Source organism: Rahnella sp. PD4, from assembly GCF_049199325.1.
GTDB lineage: Bacteria > Pseudomonadota > Gammaproteobacteria > Enterobacterales > Enterobacteriaceae > Rahnella > Rahnella perminowiae.
Genome location: NZ_JBLZQF010000004.1, coordinates 248,859 through 265,427 on the forward strand (window position 1 = coordinate 248,859; position 16,569 = coordinate 265,427).

Consider the following 16,569-nt stretch of genomic DNA (forward strand, 5'->3'; position numbering starts at 1 on the left):
AAGTTATTTCAAGCAAATGTATGTTGTAACTAAAATGAATGCCATTGTATTTTAAAATGACAGTAACAAAAGGGGAGTGCCGTTAAAGACCACGAATACCCATGACAGATGCCGGACACGAAGGTCCGGCATGGCAAAGCTGAAAACTTATTTCTCTGCAGGGCCACAACCACCGATCATTTTAGAAATTGAAATGGCAGGGTGCAGTAAATAAGTATAATCACAGTTTTTTTCTTTGTTAAAAACACTACCCGTACAGCCGGAAAGCGTTGCAACCACCGCAGCAAGAAGTGTCAGTTTAAATAAATTTTTCATATAAATTCCTTTTTAAAATAGATAATTATGTGTATAAGCCGTCATTTGAAATTCAGGCAAGCGCGAATATACGCTTAACCACCGCAACAGGCAAATAAATACCAGTGATTTTACGTGAGGTAATATTTAATTTTCGATCCTCTCCGAGGCATTCATTATTAATATGTTTATGAATTTAATGATATTAATAATTTTATAAGGATTTAATATTCATCACATATATAATTAATATCCCTTATGAACTTTTTCAAAATGCCCTGAACTCAAAAGACTTTTTTCACGGGTCATTTAATGACAAACTGTCCTTACTTAGCCGCCGGAATGAACGTTCTTTGATGAAAGCTTCTCTTTGTCTCTGCCCGCTTGTACTGTTCACCGCCACTGTTTTATCTGCTCCTGACAAAAGCCTCATTCAGGCACAGTGCGTCGCCTTAAAAAATGTGCATATCAGTGCAGCTGCAATCGGACTTCCGACAAGAGGAGCGCGGGTTACCACCGTGGCGATGGCAGGCCATCCGGGTAATCAGCATTGCAAAGTTGAAGGGCAGATAGAGCCTGTCGATACTGATGCTCCCGATATTAATTTTGAGCTTTATCTGCCGCTTGACTGGAACGGTAAAGCCCTGCAATTGGGGGGGAGTGGTTTTGACGGCGCGATTAAAGACGCTGACACAGCACGCCTTGCCCCGGCAGCCACACCCGGAGCAATAAAACAAGGTTATGCCACGTTTGCCAGTGATTCCGGCCATCAGGGCGGGGTGTCCGATGCTTCCTTTACCCTTAATCAGGAAGCCTGGGATAACTTTGCCGGTGCGCAAATCAAGAAAACACACGACGTGGCCGTGGCCTTAATCCGACAAGCTTATGGTCGTAAGCCGGATCGCATGTACTTCCAGGGTAATTCACAAGGTGGCCACGAAGCGCTTGCCGCGATCCAACGCTTCCCGCTCGACTACGACGGTGCGATTGCCATTCATCCCGTTTATAACGTCGTTGAACTGCATCTGGCCGGGATCAGCATCGGAAAGGCAATCTACAACACGCCGGGCGCATGGATTTCGCCAGCAAAAGCCGCGCTGATTGCCAATGCCGTTACCGGCGCTTGCGACAAACTCGATGGTCTGGCTGATGGTGTGGTCGCGGATCCGGATGCCTGCAGTACCACCTTTAAACTGGCACATCTGCGCTGCCCGGAAGGAAAAGATGTGGGTGCCAGCTGTCTTTCAGACCCGCAAATCGCGCTGGTCCGGATGCTTGATAAACCGGTTCCTTTAGGTGTCAGTCTGCTGACGGGTGATCATTTCGCCCCATGGCCCATTTTGCGCGGTGCAGATGCATCCGCATTGGTCAGTGTTTTTGGCTCCGGTGCCAACAGGCCAAAACCAGAAGCCAGCAATATCATTATTTCCTTTCCTTATATGATGGGTGATCAGGCCGTACGCTACGAAGTGATGCGTGATGCCAGTTACGATTCTCTCCGCTTTGATCCCGCAGCTCACGAGACACGGCTGAAAGAACTGGCAGTACAAATCGATAATGATAGTGCCGACATTCACGCTTTTGTGCAGCACGGAGGAAAACTGTTACTGATGCATGGCACGGCGGATATGGCCGTTCCGCCGGGAAACACCGTGGCATATTACGAAAAACTGAAAGCTGAATTTGGTGAGCAAGAACTTCACCGGTTTGCCCGCTTTTACCTGGCCCCCGGTTTCACCCACAGCAGCGGCACTTATCGGGTAAGCTGGGATTCTCTGGGGACACTGGATAAATGGGTCGTACATGGGATCGATCCGGGCCAGCAAGTGATGACTGATACAAACAAAGCGACTGCAGGACGCGAAATGCCTTTATGTGATTATCCGTTGTTTCCGCGATACAACGGGAAGGGTGATCCGAAAGTGGCCTCCAGTTTTACCTGTGCCAGCCGATAATACTCCCCGTCCTAAGTTTTTCCCGATTCGGCGGGTACACATTTACATGAGATTGCAAGGCATTTACCTATATGAATTCACAGGTGAATGAACGTTCTCAAAAAATCTTGAACATCCGTTCAAGTCTTGGCATTATCCTCCTCTGTTTATCCTGCTCCGGATTTTTAGTGGCATATCTTTGTAAAGAAGCACGCAGAACCACCCTTCTGGAAGCCGCCGCCCGAATTGCCCGTCGTGAAGGTCTGGCTGCGACAACCGTCCGTCGGGTCGCACAGGAAGCCGGCGTTGCAACAGGTCAGGTACATCATCATTTTTCCAGTGCGGCTGAACTACGTGCGCAGGCTTATACGCAGGTGATGAAAGTCCTTAAAGACCAGTTACTGGAAAAATCAATCACGCTCACTGCCCGTGAGCAGCTCAATCTTCTATTGGTTGGCCCGCATGGCGACGCGTTGCTCAACGCGATCCCGCTCTGGCACGAAGCGATGCTCCTGACTGAACAGGAGCCGCGGATGAAAGCGGCATTTGCCGTGTCAGTTGCTGACTGGCATGAACTGGTTTCCAACGCTATCACCCTGGGCAGGCAAAAAGGGCAGTTTGTTGAAGGAGAATCTCCTGAGCACATCTCCTGGCGACTGATTGGCCTGAGCAGCAGCATGGATGCCATGTCACGTCTCGAAACCCTCGGGCTAACCGCAGACTGTGCCGAATACAATTTGAACCGTGCCATCGAAAATGAGCTGTATGCCCGGGAACCCGACCGTAAGGAAACGTCTGATGTTTAAAACACGTTAGCCACAGCGCGGATGTTCTCGTCGTAATAAAGGTGATTTCAAAATCTGTCGCGCATTGATAATGATGCGACTTTATAGCAGCACAGGGAGTTCATTTTGCAGAGCGAACAAAAACCTGATTTTCATGATGATTTGATCAAAGAGCTACTCTACTGGATCGAAGTCAACTTAAGTGATCGTCTGACCATGGAAAAAGCCTCGAAAAAAACCGGCTATTCACCGTGGTATCTTCAGCGTTTGTTTAAAAGTAAAACGGGTTACGCACTGGGTAAATACATCCGTGACCGTCGTCTGACGATGGCCGCTATCGCGTTGCGTCTGACTAATATGCCCATCCTCGATATTTCGTTGTATTACTCTTACGATTCGCAGCAAACCTTCACGCGTTCATTCAAAAAGAACTTCGCCGAAACTCCCGGTACGTATCGCCGCAACGCATCATGGACCATGAACGGGATCACCGCGCCGCTGACTGTCGATGAGTTTCCGCAACCGGAATATGAAATCGTTGAACTGCCGGAGATGGCGTTTGAAGGGGAAACAGTCTCACATTCTTACCCCATTGAGGCCTTATTCAACAGTAAGAATCACGTTCACCGCGCGCAGTTGTTGCGTTATCTGGAAACACCGGAATCACTGCTGGCGCCGGTCTGGGGGTTGTCGGACTGCCGGCCAGATACAAATGATGAAGTGGCGAATGCGTTGCAGATGGATTATACCGTGGCGCATCAGGTGCAACCCCGTGACAGCCATAACATCCTGGTTCCGGCCAGTCGTTATCTGAAGATCAACTATCCGTACGATCTTAACCGGCTGAATGATTTTATTCTGTATCTGTATTCCGTTTTTCTGCCAACTCTGGGTCTGGAATTTATTATGCAGCCGGACCTGGAAAAATACTCGCGTGAGTCTGCTCTCAAAGGCGTAACCTGCGAATACTATATTCCGCTGGCCAGGCATTGAACGGCCAGCAAACAGAAACAAAAAGGCCTCTCATCAGGAGAGGCCTGACAGACAGAAAAGCAGATCAGTTAAACACCATACCGCCATCAATCAGCAGCGCCTGACCGGTCATATAATCGGAATCTGGCCCGGCGAGGTAAGCAACGCAAGCCGCAACATCTTCCGGCTCAGAAAGGCGTTTCAGTGTAATATTCTTAGCGAATTCCTGGGTACCATAGCCCACCGGTTTTCCAGCTGCTGCAGACACCTGACGATCTATTTCTTCCCACATCGGTGTTTTCACAATCCCCGGGCAGAAGGCATTGACAGTAATACCCAGCGAGGCCAGATCGCGTGCTGCCGTTTGTGTCAGCCCGCGAACCGCAAATTTACTCGAACTGTAGACGGCAAGTTCAGGGTTACCCACATGCCCGGCTTGTGATGACGCATTAATAATTTTGCCGCCATGTCCGAGTGATTTGAATGCTTTAACCGCGGCCTGAATACCCCAGATGACACCTTTCACATTGATATTATAAACTTTATCAACAATTTCAGGTGTGATGTCTTCAATCAGTGTTGTCGGCGCAATACCGGCATTATTCACAATGACGTCAAACCCACCGAGTTGTTTGGTGGCTGCTTCTACGGCAGCAAAAACCTGTTCCCGGTCAGACACATCCGCCAGCTGTGCAATCGCTTTACCACCGGCATGATTAATTTCTTCAGCGACTTTTTGTGCAGTCTCCCCGTTGAAATCCACCACAGCCACAGCAAAGCCATCCTTCGCCAGACGCAGTGCAATCGCGCGGCCGATCCCCTGACCGCCACCTGTAACTAAAGCCACTTTTCCATTTTTAGACATACGACTATCCTCTATGTATTCGGTATCTTCTTCAGGTGCTGCGCGTAAGACACGGTCTACCCGACCCGGTGCCGTTACGTGAGCTATCCACTGGTTTACGCCTGCGACGCTCAATGTGCAATTGTTAGCCACGGTCATTAACTTTTTCTCACTCACGAGGAAAGGGCGGATGATAAGACTGCAGCTGGGCACAAGCAGTTGCAGGGATATTGTATTATTCCGGCTTTCTATCTCACTTTGCGGCTGTTAAAGTGGCCGTCTGGTTAACCTTTTAAAATCTGCAGAGAGTTTCCCCGGTTATTCATTATGCTGAAGCTATTCACAAGATACTCATCGGTGGGTGTGATTAATACGCTGATACATTGGCTGGTGTTTGCAGGTTTGTACGCCTGCGGAACCCGGCAATCGCTGGCTAATATTCTGGCTTTCGCAGTTGCAGTGACCTTCTCATTTTTTGTTAATGCACGATGGACATTCAAAGCTGAAGCGACAACCCGGCGTTATATGTTTTATGTTTTGTTTATGGGCACTGTGGCGGCTCTTATCGGCTGGACAGCCGATAAGACGCATACAAGCCCGGTCGTAACGCTGATTGTATTTTCCCTCGTCAGTTTGATCTCTGGTTTTATCTACTCACATTATATTGTTTTCAGGGTTAAAAAGTGAAAATCTCATTGGTTGTTCCCGTCTTCAATGAAGAAGAAGCAATTCCCATTTTTTATCATGCCGTAAAGACGACGCTATCTGAATATAATCTCGAAATTATCTTTATTAATGACGGCAGTACAGACGCCACCGAGCACGTTATTCATTCTCTGTCCGTTACGGATCCGTCAGTCAAAGCGATCAGTTTTATCCGCAATTTTGGTAAAGAACCCGCTCTGCTGGCAGGGCTGGAACATGCGACGGGTGACGCGGTTATTCCGATAGACGTTGATCTGCAGGATCCTATTGAAGTTATCCCGCTGATGATTAATAAATGGCGTGAAGGCTCGCAGGTGGTATTAGCTAAACGCAGAGACAGAAGTACTGACAGCCAGTTCAAACGCAAAACAGCAGCATGTTTTTACAGTCTCCACAATAAAATCAGCTCGCCTAAAATAGAAGAAAACGTAGGAGATTTCAGACTCCTTTCGCGCGAGACAGTCGAAAACCTGAAGCTCCTGCAAGAAAGAAACCTTTTTATGAAAGGTATTCTTAGCTGGGTCAGTGGTGAAGTTGCTGTAGTGGAGTACACCCGTCCGGTACGCGCGGCAGGCAAAACGAAGTTCAATGGCTGGAAGCTATGGAATCTGGCTCTCGAAGGTGTGACGAGTTTCTCAACCGTCCCTTTACGGATCTGGACATACATTGGATTTTTTGTGGCCATGCTGTCTTTTTTGTACGGGGTATGGATGATTGTCGATAAACTTATCTGGGGAAATCCTGTTGCAGGTTATCCTTCAATATTAGTATCGATACTCTTCCTTGGAGGGATTCAGTTAATTGGAATTGGTGTGCTGGGTGAGTATATAGGCAGGATTTATATCGAATCCAAAAGAAGACCACGGTACATTATTAAATCAGATTAATCATAAAAATGCTTCACTCTTGACCGCTGAAGTAGAGATAACCCCAGGCTAAACTCACTTAACCTGGGGTGATTTTATATGTTTACTGACAGCGTGTCCGGTTAAAATCAATAACAACTACGCTGTCTTCTTTCCACATTTTATAATCCTGGTTGCTGGCATAAGGATTTGTCTGACAGACATAATGTGCAATGTTGACATTCACTCCCGTTGCAGGCGAAGCCCAGCGTTGTTGCAATCCGTTCATCGTCATATTCCCCACAGGCCAATACCAGTTACTGAAATAATCAGGTACCAGTACCGCCAGCACAGGATAATTGCTCAGTGAGTTTTCATAAACAGGAGAATGCGGAGGCGTTCCGCTGTAAATAAAATATACAGAGTTATAATCCAGCTCATGAGTATCCGATTTTATCCGCTGCACGAGATTATCATTAAATTTAGCCTGCTCGCGCAAGGCATTACCATAAGCATAAAAAAACACCAGTGATTGAATTACCGGTATCATTAATAGCCAGGTCAGTGGCTTAAGCCGCTTTGGCAATGCCATCGTCAATAACCAGGCACTCAGCAGCATAAATCCACTTAAACCGACCAGGGAACGTGGAGTCAGTAAGGCATTTTGCAATAGCAGCAAACTGCCGGGGATCATGAAAACTGCAATAAATGGCGCAACAACCGCCGCGAAGCAAAGTAACAATGTCACCGCCCCATGATGTTGACGCAGATAGCGAACAGTAATTGTTAGACCCGCAATAACCGCAACGGCGAGGATCAGCATCAGGAAACGCATACCGCCCTGATGTTTCACCAACGTATCATTGATAAATTGGCTGTAACTGTGCAGGTTATTAATAATTGTCGTGAGAAGATTGTCTGTCGCCAATACAGGATGATTGACTTCACTTTTACCTGAAAATGTTGAGGGCAAAATCAGCTTCAGGTAGATAATTGTACCGGCCATCAGTTCACCGAACCGACGACATAAGGTTATCAGGATCAACCCAGGTGAGAGTTGTCTCTCCATCTGGCGGAAGAACGCCGCAATAACCATGATGACTAAAATGTTAATTACCGTCTGATAGAGACAATAAATCGCCACTATGATCGCGGTGCCGGTGACAAAGCGAATCCATGTTTTACCGTGATCTGTCCAGCAACAGTAAAGCAGGCTGAGACCCAGTGCGGCGCTTAAGGTCAGCACATCAAAGCGATAGGAAAAAATTTCCGCCAGATAGGGATTGCAGAAAAAGGTTAACGTGACCAGTAAAATTGTACTGAGTGGGCGATCAGGTAAAAAATGGCGCGCAAATTGTGTGAGGCTTGCGCTGATGATGAGAACACCCAGGATCAGTGGCAGCGGGAAGATGTCCGATATATGAGCACTGAGGAACAATGCTTTTATCATGATATCGGCCAGCGGCCTGCCATCAGGGCCCCAGTTGGTGTAACCCAAAGCAGCGCGACCATTATCATCAATATAATAAATATTGGCTAGCAACAAAGGCAGAACAAACAGAACAGTACAAACGAGCAGAGAGCGAAAAGAAGACTTCATTTATTTAGCCGAGTTTTTGCGGAATATTGAAAGTCTACCTGCTCTGGTTTCCAAGTAAAAGTTTGAATTGAAATACATTGGAATCATCGGGCTTGATACCACATTCTCGGTTTTACCTTCACGCAACTCCCCATGAAGATCAGGAATATGAAAGATAAAAAAATGTCAGATACAAACCCCGGCGTTTTCCGTGAACACCTGACCACATTGGTACGTTCATTACAGATTGCACCTGACGTGGCCGAAAATCAGGTCCTGGACCGGATGGCGCTCAGCTTTCGTAAGCTACTGAATTTTTTCGCAGAAAATAACGAACTGACCCAACAGGTATTTTTGCTGCCGCCCCTGGCACAGGAAACACAGCGTTTACTGGTCAGCCTGATGTCTGAAAATCTCGCCCATAACCAGCAGAGCAAACTTTTTCGCAGTGATATTCCTGCTTGCGTGCTGGCGCAGTGTTTTACGGGCATGCTGGTGCAACTGGCGCAAGATCCGGCTGAACCGGCGCTGCGTCATCAAAATAGTCAGGCATGCGCGAGGTTGTTCTGTGAGGGAGTGTGGTTACGGGAGTCATAGTTCAAAACTTCATATAGAAAGCAAAAATGGTTGGTTCAGTTTGCGATCCATAAAAGGTTAACTGAGTTCATTCCCGGGGCAGACATTGTATGCCCTGTTTTTGAAACCAACGTTAAAGAAGGCTTTGATTTGAAAGCTGCGATTAACCGGAGGCCTGTATGTCAACGACTGTACACACTGCTGAGCACCGTTCGCTATGGCAACGCATCACGCGCCGCAAAGTCAGTAATCCACCAGAGGAAAGGACACATGATACCTACCGCTTGCTGGAAAGCTTTCACGCCACAGGGTGTCTGTACGGTATTGATGTGGGGAACAGTGATCCGACCTGGTTTCGCCGCTCCTGACCGGTATATCCGTTTATTACGGTTCAGCTATTGGAACGAGCTGTGCAATTAGCAAAACCTTCTCCTGATTGTATGTGCTGTACCCTGCATAACCGGTGTTTCCGTTGCGGAAAATGCAACCGTGGCATCTGTTATGTAGGTTGTTGTGGAAAGTCTCTCTGACCTCGTCGTAGAAATTTTAGTTCTCTCTCACTTGTTGAGCCCATAACTTTCGCCAGTTATGGGTTTTTTTATGCAAAAAAAACCCCGCAGTCAGGCGGGGCAATATAATAACGCCGTTAACCGGGGCAGAACGGCGATCAAAAACAAATATAAGTAAAACCAAGGAAGGGTAAAAATAAAGCTGCAGTGATGATGCCACAGCTCTGGAAAATAAAGTACCACAAACAACAAGACATTTATAAATATAAATTTCATATGAATTACATTATTATATTCATGGTATATATTAATTACCCCTCCAGAAATAACTAGCAATAAATAATAAAATTAAAAATGATAATTTACCTACTGACCCGCGGAACTCTGTAGGTAATATTAATACGAGTCTGACTCATTGATAATACATATATAATAATTTAAAACATCCAATCAAATGATAAAGGAATGACATCATGAAATTAAAAGCATTGGCACTTATTATCCCGGCATTACTGGTTGCAGGCGCAGCGCATTCTGCTGAGGTCTATAATAAAGACGGCAATAAATTGGATCTGTACGGCAAAGTGGATGGTTTGCATTATTTCTCTGATGATGCAGGCAAAGATGGCGATCAGACCTATGCGCGTGTGGGTTTTAAAGGCGAAACTCAGATTGCTGACCAACTGACCGGATATGGTCAGTGGGAATACAATATTCAGGCTAACAATACAGAGAGCAGCGGTACATCTGGCAACGCAACCCGTCTGGGCTTTGCAGGTCTGAAATTCGGTGATTTCGGCTCATTCGACTACGGCCGTAACTACGGTGTTGTGTATGATATTGAAGCATGGACCGATATGTTGCCAGAGTTCGGTGGTGATACTTACACCACGCCTGATAACTTTATGGTTGGCCGTACCAACGGGGTTGCCACTTACCGCAACACTGACTTCTTCGGCGAAGTAAAAGGCTGGAATTTCGCACTGCAATACCAGGGTGCAAATGATGGCGATAATAACAGCGAAGATTTCCAGTTTGGTGAAGGCACTAACAATGGTCGTGACGTGCGTCATCAGAACGGTGATGGTTTCGGTATTTCTACCACTTATGATTTCGGCATGGGTATTACGGCCGGGGCTGCCTATGCATCTTCTGATCGTACGAATGATCAAATTGCCTATACAAACGCTGATGGCGATAAAGCTGATGTGTGGACAGTGGGCGCGAAATACGATGCAAACAATGTCTATCTGGCTACCATGTATTCTGAAACCCGCAACATGACCCTTTATGGCAGTGACGGCGTGGCAAATAAAACTCAGAACTTTGAAATTACCGCACAATACCAATTCGATTTTGGTCTGCGTCCTGAAGTTTCTTACCTGCAATCCAAAGGTAAGAATCTGAATGAAGATACCAGCCGTACCGATAACGATCATGACTTAGTTAAATATGTTTCTGTGGGTACCAGCTATTACTTCAACAAAAACATGTCTACCTACGTTGATTACAAAATCAACCTGCTTGACAATGATGATGACTTCTATAAAACCAACAATATTTCTACCGATGATATCGTAGCGGTTGGTCTGGTTTATCAGTTCTAATTTCTGAAACTTCTTATTGAATGTTCTGAGTACAAAACCCGTCTTAGGATGGGTTTTTTTGTGCCCAAAAACGTGATTATCTGTGCCTTTGGGAGGTGTCTGCCTTCAATAATGCAACAGTGTTTGTTATATTATTGACCAGATCACGTACGGGACAATTCCTCTGTGATACGGTGCTTTACCTAAGACTTGGTTTCTCAGGACAATGACATGTTAGATTATCGCTTTCCGACAGCTATGCAGATGGTGTTTTGTATCGCTCAGTCCCAAAAGGCTGGCCAGCGCTGCACCAGTGCGATTTTAGCAACGGGTCTGGAAGCCAACTCCAGTTTTATCCGCAAACTGATGGTGCCGCTGACGCAGCATGGCATCATCGTTTCCACTCTCGGCCGTACCGGTTCGATCACGCTTGGCCGCCCGGCGGAAGAAATCACGCTTCGTGACATTTATTGCGCAGTGATTGAAGATAAACGTCTGTGGGCAGCCCGCCCGGACGTACCCGCCCGCTGCGTTGTCAGTGCCAACGCGTGCACGTATTTCAAAAATATCGTCAGCGAAGCTGAAGAAGCATCATTTCAGGTATTGGCCCGTCATACGGTCGCTGATGCGCTGGCTGAGTTCGAACGCGGTGGCAAGTACAAATGTACCAAAGACCTGGCTTCGCAATACGCCGAAGATTCTCTCTGCTCAAAATAGAGTGCTATAAGCCAGTCCGCGCACATCGCGCTTAAAAAAAACCTGTAAAAAAGCCGGGATATTCTCCCGGCTTTTTGCATTGTGGTTATCTGAAGAGCGTTATGCTACTTGCGTTTCCAGCACCGCTTTCTTACGCGTCACCAGCTTACGCAGCGCGACATAAAATACAGGCGTCAGGAACAGACCGAACAACGTCACTCCCAACATGCCGGAAAATACGGTGATTCCGGTAACGCCTCGCACTTCAGCACCCGCACCGTGACCGAGGATCAACGGGACAGTCCCGGCGATAAACGCAATCGAGGTCATCACGATAGGGCGCAGACGCAGACGACATGCCTCAAGCGCGGATTCGATAATCCCTTTACCTTGCAATTCAAGCTCACGGGCGAACTCAACAATCAGAATCGCATTCTTACATGCCAGCCCCATCAGCACTACCAGGCCGACCTGAACAAACACATTGTTATCGCCCCCCGTCAGCCACACACCGAACAAGGCCGATAGCATGGTCATTGGCACAATCAGGATCACCGCCAGCGGCAGCGTCCAGCTTTCATACAGTGCAGCAAGTACCAGGAACGCCAGCAATACGGACATCGGGAATACAATCAACGCCGCATTACCTTGTGTTGACTGCTGATAGCTCAGATCAGTCCATTCGATATTCATACCATTCGGTAACAGGTTTTTCGACATTGCGGTCAGCTCCGTCATTGCCTGCGTCGAAGAAAGCACACGCGGATCGGCATCACCGATTAAATCTGCTGCCGGATAACCGTTATAGCGGATTACCGGGTCAGGGCCGTAAGTGGTGGTAATGTTCAGCATACTGCCGATGGGTACCATTTCACCTTTATCGTTACGGGTACGCAGATTGGCAATGTCTTCCACGGTGTCACGGAACTGTCCATCCGCCTGCGCCATTACTTTCCATGTACGACCGAATCGGTTGAAATCATTGATATAAGACGAGCCGAGATAGACCTGCAACGTGCTGAACAGTTCATCAAGTGATACGCCCTGAGCCTTAGCTTTGTCACGGTCAATATGTGCGTCGAGCTGCGGCACGTTAGCCTGATAGGAGGAAATCGGATACCCCATTCCCGGCGTCTGCATAATAGCGCCCGACATGGTGTTAATCGCGGTTTGCAATGCACCATAACCCAGCCCCGCGCGATCCTGCACATACAGGGAATAACCTGAACCCTGACCTAACCCGAGGATCGGCGGCGGCATAATGGAAAACGCGAACCCTTCCTGAATCTGCGAAATTTTGGCGTTTATTTCCGCATTAATTTCCGCCGCCGTACGGGTACGTTCACTCAGCGGTTTCAACGCAAAGAACACCGTGCCGGTATTCGGCGTATTGGTGAACTGCAGCGCGTTCAACCCGGGGAATGCCACCGCATCAATGACGCCATCGGTACTTAAACCCATTGCGCTGATTTTGCGGATCACCGCATCAGTGCGGGATAATGACGCACCTTCCGGCATTTTCACACCTGCAATCAGGTACAGTTTATCCTGCGTCGGAATAAAGCCCCCCGGCACAGCTTTGAACATAAATGCAGCCGCGCATAACAACAGAACGTAGACCACAAATACCGCGCCACGACGTCCCAACGTTTTAGACACAGCATTCTGATAACGATGTGAACTGGCATTAAAGAACCGGTTGAACGGTCGGAAAATCCAGCCAAAAAGTCGGTCGATGAGCCGCGAGGGCATGTCTTTCGGCGTACCGTGCGATTTCAGCAACAATGCCGCAAGAGCAGGGGACAATGTCAGCGAGTTGATGGCCGAAATCACAGTTGAAATAGCGATAGTCACCGCAAACTGCTTGTAGAACTGACCGGTTACCCCCGACAGAAACGCCATCGGCACAAATACCGCGCACAGCACCAGTGCGATAGCCACGATCGGCCCGGACACCTCCCGCATCGCCTGATGCGCAGCATCCCTTGGCGCAAGTCCTTCCTCAATGTTTCGCTCGACGTTTTCCACCACTACAATGGCGTCATCGACGACTATCCCTATCGCCAGCACCAGTCCGAACAGGCTGAGCGTATTGAGTGAAAATCCGAGCAAATACAGGATGCTGAATGTCCCTATCACTGAGATCGGTACCGCCAGCAGAGGAATGATCGACGCACGCCAGGTTTGGAGGAACAGGATAACAACCAGCACGACCAGCACGACGGCTTCCAGCAATGTGTGAACCACCGCACTGATGGAATCCCGGACAAACACCGTCGGGTCATACGGCGCACGCCAGGTCATGCCTTCCGGGAAACGGGTTGCCAGTTCAGTCATTTTGGCTCGTACCGCATCTGACAAATCAATCGCATTCGCTCCGGGAGACTGGAAGATACCAATCCCGACTGCGTCTTTATTATTAAGCTGCGATCGCAGGGCATAGCTACCGGACCCCATTTCAATACGCGCCACATCACGCAGACGGACAATTTCGCCATTATCACCGCTTTTCAGGATAATTTTGCCGAACTCATCTTCATCTTTCAGACGCCCCTGTGCATTGATGGAAAGCAGATAGTCACTGTCCTTCGGCATCGGTTCAGCGCCCAACTGACCGGCAGAGACCTGCACGTTCTGTTCCTGCATGGCTTTCACAATGTCAGAAGCCGTCAGACCTCGGGCCGCAACTTTGTTCGGATCCAGCCACACGCGCATGGCATATTCGCCTGCACCGAAAATCTGAATCTGCCCGACACCCGGCAAACGCGCCAGTTCATCTTTCACCTTCAGCGTGGCGTAGTTGCTCAGATACAGCGAATCATACTTGCCGGAAGGTGATACCAGATGCACCACCAGCGTTAACGTTGGCGACTGCTTCTGCGTGGTCACACCCTGACGGCGGACATCTTCCGGCAGACGTGCTTCAGCCTGCGCGACCCGGTTTTGCACCTGAACCTGAGCCTGATCCGGATCGGTACCCGGACGGAAAGTGACCGTTGTCACCAGCACGCCGTCAGAACCGGCGACGGATTTCATGTACACCATATTTTCGACGCCGTTAATCGCTTCTTCCAGCGGCGTCGCAACGGTTTCTGCAATCACTTTCGGGTTGGCGCCCGGATATTCAGCACGAACCTGAACGCTTGGCGGTACCACGTTAGGGTATTCACTGACAGGCAGCAAGGGGATAGCAATTGCCCCGGTAACTAAAATCAGAATCGACAAAACGGCCGCAAAAATCGGCCTGTCGATGAAAAAGCGGGAAAAGTCCATGAGTCAGGATTCTCTTTTATTGAACGGCAGGGGCGGCCGGCGTGACAGTGTTAGCCACCATGCTGACGGTTTTGGCGTTGACCGGCATGCCCGGCATAAACACTTTCTGTACGCCGTCGATGATCACACGGTCACCGGCTTCCAGGCCTTTCTGTATGATACGTAAGCCTGCGTATGTGCGGCCAATTTCCACATCACGGCGCTGTGCCTTGCCATCTTTATCAACCACATAAACGAATTTACGATCCTGGTCGGTAAGAATGGCTTTATCGTCCACCAGCATGGCATTGAACTGTGCGCTGCCCGGCATTTGAACCCGGGCAAACAATCCCGGCGTAAAGGTACGGTCACGGTTATCCAACAGAGCACGCATGCGGATGGTGCCGGTGCCGGAGTTGAGCTGGTTGTCAGTAAAATCAACCACACCCTGATGCGGGTAACCGTTTTCACCGACCAACCCGACATGCACCGGCAAGCGATTTTGCGGGCTGTCGTTCAATTTCCCTTCGCGGGCCAGCGCCTGATAACGCAGGAAAGTCCCTTCATCAACGTCGAAATATACATAGACTGTGTCGAGTGACACCAGCGTGGTCAGTACGCTCGCGCTGTCACCTGCTGTCACCAAATTACCGGTCGTGATCATCGCACGGCTGGCACGGCCATCAATCGGGGAAGTAACACGGGTGAAATCAAGATTAAGTTGGGCCATGTCCAGCTGTGCCTGTGCAGCCAGGACATCAGATTGTGCCTGCGACGCTGCCGAACGACGTTGCTCCGCGACTTCTTTCGACACGGCCAGCGTCCCGATCAGCGCTTCTGTTCGTGCAGATTCACTTCGTGCCAGACTGGCCTGATTGCGCGCGCGCACCAGTTCAGCCTGCGCCTGTTCCTGTGCAGCCCGGTAAGTACGATCATCAATGGTGAACAGTACCTGACCCTTTTTCACTTCCTGGCCTTCCTGATAATTCACTTTATCGATATAACCGGACACGCGCGGCCGCAGTTGTACACTTTGTACCGCTTCCACACGCCCGTTAAAGGCATCCCACTGACTGATTGGCTTAATTAACACATCTGCCACGCTGACCTGCGGAGCAGGCGGTGCGGCATTTTGCGCCACGCTGTTGTCACACCCGGCGAGCAGGGCAACCATCAACGCAACCCCTGAAAGGCGCAACATTAAAGGCGTACCAATGACGTGGTCGCGTACAACAACCTGTGATTTTTGCAGGTTCATAATTATTTTTTATTTCCAGTGTGTAAGTGCTGCCAGGCAATACACCGGCCTGTCCGCCGGGTAACGTCCTTTGCCTGAACCGACTTTTTTGGGACTTGTGCCGTTCATCAGCACAATAATGTATCAAATACTGATACAATTGATTCGTGAGGATTGTAGAGATGCGCTTACTAAACTGCAAGAATTACTGTTACACTTTATGTGCTATTTTACAGAACGTTTACCTGGGGAAATGAGACTATCCTGTAACCGTCAATTAAATGCAATAGTAAAACTTGCATTTAACCAAAAACTGGGTCAACGTATAAAAAGACGAGTCGCCCTCGGGGGGCGCAAACAAAAAAAAAGCAGGAGACTGGCCATGAGAACCGAGGATTTCATTCACGACCTGATCGAGTGGATCGATCACAATCTGGAAGAACGACTGGATATTAAAACGGTCGCCAAGCGGGCTGGTTATTCCCGCTGGTATCTGCAGCGGATGTTTAAAGAGCACACCGGCCTGCCGATGGGGGAATACATTCGTGAGAAAAAACTGAAGAAATCTGCCGATATGCTGGCCAGCAGCGGCGAGCCTATCGTCAGCGTTGCGATTTCGCTGGGCTTCGACTCACAACAGTCCTTCACCCGCAGTTTCAAACGACAGTTTGGTCAGACTCCGGGCGACTGGCGTCGCGGGCTTAATCTGGCAACTGAATGCCAGGGCTGCCTGCACTAACTCTTATCTCTGCTTA

Annotated in this window: 15 protein-coding genes; 10 read left to right on the top strand and 5 right to left on the bottom strand. The window is 48.7% G+C overall.

What is annotated here, in order from left to right; all coding sequences use genetic code 11:
• Nucleotides 1-147: 147 nt before the first annotated feature.
• The gene (locus tag ACOZIO_RS12930; protein ID WP_129953533.1) at nt 148-315 is read right to left on the bottom strand and encodes a YhfL family protein; all 168 of its coding nucleotides are present in this window, start codon (nt 313-315) and stop codon (nt 148-150) included.
• A gap of 335 nt (nt 316-650) precedes the next feature.
• Here ACOZIO_RS12930 and ACOZIO_RS12935 point away from each other — a divergent pair, with 335 nt between their 5' ends.
• The 3 genes from ACOZIO_RS12935 to ACOZIO_RS12945 all read left to right on the top strand — a co-directional run bounded on the left by ACOZIO_RS12935 (nt 651) and on the right by ACOZIO_RS12945 (nt 4,006).
• Nucleotides 651-2,249 carry a tannase/feruloyl esterase family alpha/beta hydrolase gene (locus ACOZIO_RS12935; protein ID WP_129991024.1) on the top strand — a complete coding sequence of 533 codons (1,599 nt, stop codon included), beginning with the start codon at nt 651-653 and terminating at the stop codon, nt 2,247-2,249.
• A 167-nt stretch (nt 2,250-2,416) separates the two neighbouring features.
• Complete coding sequence (locus ACOZIO_RS12940; protein ID WP_129991023.1) at nt 2,417-3,034, top strand: TetR family transcriptional regulator; 618 nt, start codon at nt 2,417-2,419, stop codon at nt 3,032-3,034.
• A gap of 105 nt (nt 3,035-3,139) precedes the next feature.
• Nucleotides 3,140-4,006 carry a helix-turn-helix domain-containing protein gene (locus ACOZIO_RS12945; RefSeq protein WP_129953536.1) on the top strand — a complete coding sequence of 289 codons (867 nt, stop codon included), beginning with the start codon at nt 3,140-3,142 and terminating at the stop codon, nt 4,004-4,006.
• Nucleotides 4,007-4,070: 64 nt separating this feature from the next.
• Here ACOZIO_RS12945 and ACOZIO_RS12950 read toward each other — a convergent pair whose 3' ends face one another.
• On the bottom strand, nt 4,071-4,850 hold the full coding sequence (locus ACOZIO_RS12950; RefSeq protein ID WP_129953537.1) for a (S)-acetoin forming diacetyl reductase: 780 nt from the start codon (nt 4,848-4,850) through the stop codon (nt 4,071-4,073).
• Nucleotides 4,851-5,156: 306 nt separating this feature from the next.
• Here ACOZIO_RS12950 and ACOZIO_RS12955 point away from each other — a divergent pair, with 306 nt between their 5' ends.
• Both ACOZIO_RS12955 and ACOZIO_RS12960 read left to right on the top strand, forming a co-directional pair.
• Nucleotides 5,157-5,516, top strand: a complete 360-nt coding sequence (locus ACOZIO_RS12955) for a GtrA family protein (protein ID WP_129953538.1) — start codon at nt 5,157-5,159, stop codon at nt 5,514-5,516.
• The gene (locus ACOZIO_RS12960; protein ID WP_129953539.1) at nt 5,513-6,421 is read left to right on the top strand and encodes a glycosyltransferase family 2 protein; all 909 of its coding nucleotides are present in this window, start codon (nt 5,513-5,515) and stop codon (nt 6,419-6,421) included. The genes ACOZIO_RS12955 and ACOZIO_RS12960 overlap by 4 nt, the downstream gene beginning before the upstream one ends.
• Nucleotides 6,422-6,503: 82 nt before the next feature.
• On the opposite strand, the gene ACOZIO_RS12965 is transcribed toward ACOZIO_RS12960, so the two are convergent.
• Complete coding sequence (locus ACOZIO_RS12965; protein ID WP_421595364.1) at nt 6,504-7,979, bottom strand: glucosyltransferase domain-containing protein; 1,476 nt, start codon at nt 7,977-7,979, stop codon at nt 6,504-6,506.
• Nucleotides 7,980-8,141: 162 nt separating this feature from the next.
• On the opposite strand from ACOZIO_RS12965, the gene ACOZIO_RS12970 reads away from it, so the two are divergent.
• From ACOZIO_RS12970 to ACOZIO_RS12985, 4 genes are all read left to right on the top strand, one after another.
• Entirely contained in the window at nt 8,142-8,555 is a 414-nt protein-coding gene (locus ACOZIO_RS12970; protein ID WP_129953541.1) for a hypothetical protein, read from the top strand.
• Nucleotides 8,556-8,713: 158 nt separating this feature from the next.
• Nucleotides 8,714-8,902: a hypothetical protein gene (locus ACOZIO_RS12975; RefSeq protein WP_129953542.1), complete on the top strand. Its 189-nt coding sequence runs from the start codon at nt 8,714-8,716 to the stop codon at nt 8,900-8,902.
• 614 nt (nt 8,903-9,516) lie between these two features.
• Nucleotides 9,517-10,650 carry a porin OmpC gene (ompC, locus tag ACOZIO_RS12980; RefSeq protein ID WP_129953543.1) on the top strand — a complete coding sequence of 378 codons (1,134 nt, stop codon included), beginning with the start codon at nt 9,517-9,519 and terminating at the stop codon, nt 10,648-10,650.
• Nucleotides 10,651-10,860: 210 nt separating this feature from the next.
• Nucleotides 10,861-11,346: an RrF2 family transcriptional regulator gene (locus ACOZIO_RS12985; protein ID WP_129953544.1), complete on the top strand. Its 486-nt coding sequence runs from the start codon at nt 10,861-10,863 to the stop codon at nt 11,344-11,346.
• A gap of 99 nt (nt 11,347-11,445) precedes the next feature.
• On the opposite strand, the gene ACOZIO_RS12990 is transcribed toward ACOZIO_RS12985, so the two are convergent.
• Together ACOZIO_RS12990 and ACOZIO_RS12995 are read right to left on the bottom strand one after the other, a co-directional pair.
• On the bottom strand, nt 11,446-14,598 hold the full coding sequence (locus tag ACOZIO_RS12990; RefSeq protein ID WP_129953545.1) for an efflux RND transporter permease subunit: 3,153 nt from the start codon (nt 14,596-14,598) through the stop codon (nt 11,446-11,448).
• 16 nt (nt 14,599-14,614) lie between these two features.
• Complete coding sequence (locus tag ACOZIO_RS12995; RefSeq protein ID WP_129953741.1) at nt 14,615-15,778, bottom strand: efflux RND transporter periplasmic adaptor subunit; 1,164 nt, start codon at nt 15,776-15,778, stop codon at nt 14,615-14,617.
• 418 nt (nt 15,779-16,196) lie between these two features.
• Between ACOZIO_RS12995 and ACOZIO_RS13000 the strand changes: the two genes are divergently transcribed.
• The gene (locus ACOZIO_RS13000) at nt 16,197-16,553 is read left to right on the top strand and encodes a helix-turn-helix domain-containing protein (protein ID WP_013577757.1); all 357 of its coding nucleotides are present in this window, start codon (nt 16,197-16,199) and stop codon (nt 16,551-16,553) included.
• The last annotated feature ends 16 nt before the right edge of the window (nt 16,554-16,569 follow it).